Origin of the sequence: Mycobacterium sp. 852002-51163_SCH5372311 (genome assembly GCF_001667115.1) — a bacterium.
Classification (GTDB): domain Bacteria; phylum Actinomycetota; class Actinomycetes; order Mycobacteriales; family Mycobacteriaceae; genus Mycobacterium.
Genome location: NZ_LZIJ01000067.1, coordinates 1 through 3,619, shown reverse-complemented (window position 1 = coordinate 3,619; position 3,619 = coordinate 1). Strand labels below are relative to the sequence as shown.

Genomic DNA, 3,619 nt, shown 5'->3' with positions numbered 1-3,619 from the left:
CCGAGCGTGTCTCGAAAGGCGGTGCGTGACAAGCGGAGTACTGGCGCTGCCGCCGACAACGACCAGCGCTGCCAGCTCCGGCCAGCCCTTCTTGCAACGCACCAGCAGGTGGTCGAACGCGTAAATCAAGCTGGTCAGCCGATCCTGGATGAGATCCTCGAGCTGATCCCGCGTTACCTCGATGCTGCACTTGTACCCGCGGAAGTTCGTGGACAATTCCGCCACCTGGTCGGTGGACAACCGTTCCTTGGCCACCCGGCACTGCTCCACGAGCTCGCTGATCCGTCCCGCGGCCTGGGTACTGGCCGAGTCCATATCGCCGCTGTGACCGATTTCCTCGAAGACATGCAGCAGCAACGCTTGGTCGACCTCGTTGCCGGAGAAGTCGCGGCAACGAATCGTGGGGCTGACGGCCTCGAAGTCCACGCCGAGTTTTATCAACGTGGCCGACGTGCCGGCGCCCCCGAAATCGAGCAGGCCGACCACACCGTCGTCCGGGAGCCCCAGTTCGCAGTCCACCGCGGTCAACGCGGCGACAGCGTCCGACACCAAACGCGGCGCCATTCCGCTGCGGACGAAGCCCACATGGGTGCGCAGCGCGTCCCGCAGCGCCTGAACCGTCGCGGGTTTCCAGTACGCGGGCACGGCAATGGAGATCTCAGAGGAACTCGCGTCCGCGCCGGCCGCGTTCACCATCGCGTCCAGCGCCTCGACCATCAACAGGTCGGGGTCGTGCGCGGACCCGTCGCTGGACACCAGTGCCACCGAGCCGCCGATGCGCTCGACGAACCCGCTGACCAGCACGCCGGGCTGGGCGAGGTTCGGGTTCGCCGGGTCGTCTTGAGGCACACCAACTTTCGGTGCGCAGTGTGGATAGAGCGTTAGTACAGCCCGACGTGTGACCGGCGGACTTGCGCTACGCGCTGCGACGAGGTTGGTGGTTCCGATCGACAACCCCAAAGGGTCGTACATAAAGCGAAAACTTTCGTCGATGGGGGTCTCTGGCCAGCGTCAACCATATCCGCGGACCAGTCCGATGCGGTTGGGTCGCAAGCCCATTGGTACACGGTCGATGCCGTGTCGTCACCGAAGCGGTACCGCCAACCCCTTGACAGCCGGCGTCAGGTCATACCACGGTGAGTGGCAGCGAACGCCTCGGCTCGAACTGGAACGACGAGCCGCGACTAACCTTGGCCACCATGACCTCCGGCAATTCGGTTGCGGCGGCTTCCGATTCGACAAGCTCAGCAACCCAATCCGTGTCCGTTCCGCTGACCTGAACCTGGACATGCGGGTTCACCGCAGTGGCGATCGCCTGCAACGGTTTCACGGATTCCGGTGAACACAGCGAAATCCAGGCGCCGTCGTCGTGAGCCGGCGAGCGTTGTACCGCAAGGCGGTTCGCGTTCACGTCCGCTACCACGTAACCGGCCGGGTTAAGTAGCGGGTGTAACTCCAAAACCCGTAGCACGCCGTCCTTTCCGTCGGGCAAATCGAGCGCTCGGTGAATGCGCTCGGCGGCGACGCCGGCCAACCCGATGAGCTGCTGCGTGTTTATCGAGGTCGCCATTTCGTCGTCGCGGGCCCGCTTTCGCACCGCGATGGCGTAGGACAAGTTGAGCAAGTGCATCTGCAGGCAGACCTCGTCGGCCACCCGTACCAGCGCCGAGTGCGAGTAGGCGCCGAAGTCGAAATCGGACATCAACGGACCCGAGTAATCCGCCTGTCCCTCCTCAGACCGATCGACAGGGTCGAGTTCCCATGTCGCGGCGCGGGTTTTGCGAACGACGTCCACCGCGGGAATGGTCTCGACCACTGGGTAGGACTCGTCGATGATGACGGTCCACGCGCAGTGCGGGTGCCGATCTGCCGGCGTCCGCGGCGGCCGGTGGATGGGCCGCATTTGCGCGTGCGGGTTGACGGCCGCTGCCGTGGCGTCGAACGTCGGGTCCTCGATGGTGTGGCACATGCCGCGGACGTACTTGTCGCCCATCGGTTCCACGTCAAGCAGTGCCCCACAGTGGTCGAGATGGAATTCGCCATGCCAGCGGTCGTGGATGGTGTAACGGAAATCCATGAACTGCGGCGGAGCCCCGATGTCAAGCTGGATGCCCTTGAAGATGGTGGGCACATCGTCGCCTTCGAAGTTCAGTGCGCGCTGCATGCGCTTGGTGTAGACCGGGCTGGCGCCCGCCCACTCCTCGATGGCGATCTGCAGCATTTCCTCGTGGCCGAACTCCTTGATGCACCACGCCATGCCGGAGCGGTCGATCAGCTGCCCGATCAACAGCAGCTCGGGTACCAGGACGGCCAGCTCCGCACGGGACAACCGCGCGTATCGAGATGCGCTCACTCGCCCAAAAATAGTCGGATCTATGTTATAAAGTCAACAATGTCCATTACCGCAGGCCAGAGGCGTTCGGTCAGCCCGACGCGGCGCACCAGCGCGCCGCGTAAGCGCGGCGACGACACCCGGTCGAAGATCATCGACGAGACGGTTCGCTGCATCGTCGAGGAGGGATTCGCGGCCGCCACCGCCAAGCACGTGGCCGAACGCGCCGGTGTGACGTGGGGCGTCATTCAGTACCACTTCGGCGACCGCAACGGGATGCTGATGGCGGTCGTCGACGAAGGGGTGGCCAGGCTGGTCGAGAGCCTGTCATCGGCCGATGTCAGCGAATTACCGCTGCGCGAGCGCATCGAGGTCGTCGTGGACACCGCCTGGGCGTGCTACAGCAGTCCCACTTCACTGGCGGCCTTCGAAATCCTGCGGGCCATCCGCGGTGGGCCGGACCAATCGTCGCGCCGCCACCTGCTCGAGATGAACGAGGCGATCGGACAGCTCGGCCGCTTGATAGCCGACGACCCGGCGAATGCCGGTGTGGCCGAGGTCATCTGGGCGGCGCTGCGCGGTGTGGTGCTGGCGCAGATGATCATCGGCACCCCAATCGACTGGTCCCAGGAGCGGCGCACGCTGATCGACATGGTCACCCACTACCTGGACAGCAGTTGACCTGTCGCCGTGTGCTGCAATGACGTGATGAGCCTTAACGATGTGGAAGCGATCAAGCGGGTCAAGTACCGGTACCTGCGTGCGCTGGACACCAAACACTGGGACGACTTCGCCGACACGCTGACCGACGACGTGCGCGGCGACTACGGATCGTCGGTCGGTAAAGAGCTGCACTTCACCAACCGCACCGATCTGGTGGAATACATGCGTTCCGCCTGCGGTCCCAACGTCGTCACCGAACATCGGGTGACCCATCCGGAAATCGACGTGACCGGGGATACCGCGTCGGGCAGGTGGTACCTGCAGGACAGGGTCATCGTCGCCGAGTTCAATTTCATGCTGATCGGTGCGGCCTTCTACCGTGACGAGTACCGCCGCACCGACGGCGAATGGCGAATCAGCGCCACCGGCTACGACCGAACTTACGAAGCGACGATGTCGTTGGAAGGCTTGAACTTCAAAGTCAAACCCGGCCGCGCGATGGCCGATTAGCTTGCGGTCGCGAGCAGACGCAGAATGGGCTGTTACAGGGCGCTGGGCGTGAACTGACGGCGTTAAGCGTGAACCTACGGCGTTAAGCGTGGACTGACGGCGTTGGCTGTGAAC

The 3,619-nt window shown here is 63.9% G+C and carries 4 protein-coding genes; 2 read left to right on the top strand and 2 right to left on the bottom strand.

Going from position 1 to position 3,619, the window contains the following annotated elements; all coding sequences use genetic code 11:
- Positions 1-972: Hsp70 family protein (locus A5791_RS08210; RefSeq protein ID WP_156661072.1), on the bottom strand; the 972-nt coding region annotated here is incomplete at its 3' end.
- 154 nt (positions 973-1,126) lie between these two features.
- On the bottom strand, positions 1,127-2,353 hold the full coding sequence (locus tag A5791_RS08205) for a hypothetical protein (protein WP_067233817.1): 1,227 nt from the start codon (positions 2,351-2,353) through the stop codon (positions 1,127-1,129).
- Between the two features lie 39 nt (positions 2,354-2,392).
- On the opposite strand from A5791_RS08205, the gene A5791_RS08200 reads away from it, so the two are divergent.
- Entirely contained in the window at positions 2,393-3,013 is a 621-nt protein-coding gene (locus tag A5791_RS08200) for a TetR/AcrR family transcriptional regulator (RefSeq protein WP_067233814.1), read from the top strand.
- A 9-nt stretch (positions 3,014-3,022) separates the two neighbouring features.
- On the top strand, positions 3,023-3,505 hold the full coding sequence (locus tag A5791_RS08195; RefSeq protein ID WP_067233812.1) for a nuclear transport factor 2 family protein: 483 nt from the start codon (positions 3,023-3,025) through the stop codon (positions 3,503-3,505).
- The last annotated feature ends 114 nt before the right edge of the window (positions 3,506-3,619 follow it).

Coding starts and splice junctions, on each gene's coding strand:
- A5791_RS08200 (WP_067233814.1), top strand. CDS start 2,393: ATGTCCATTACCGCAGGCCAGAGGCGTTCGGTCAGCCCGACGCGGCGC.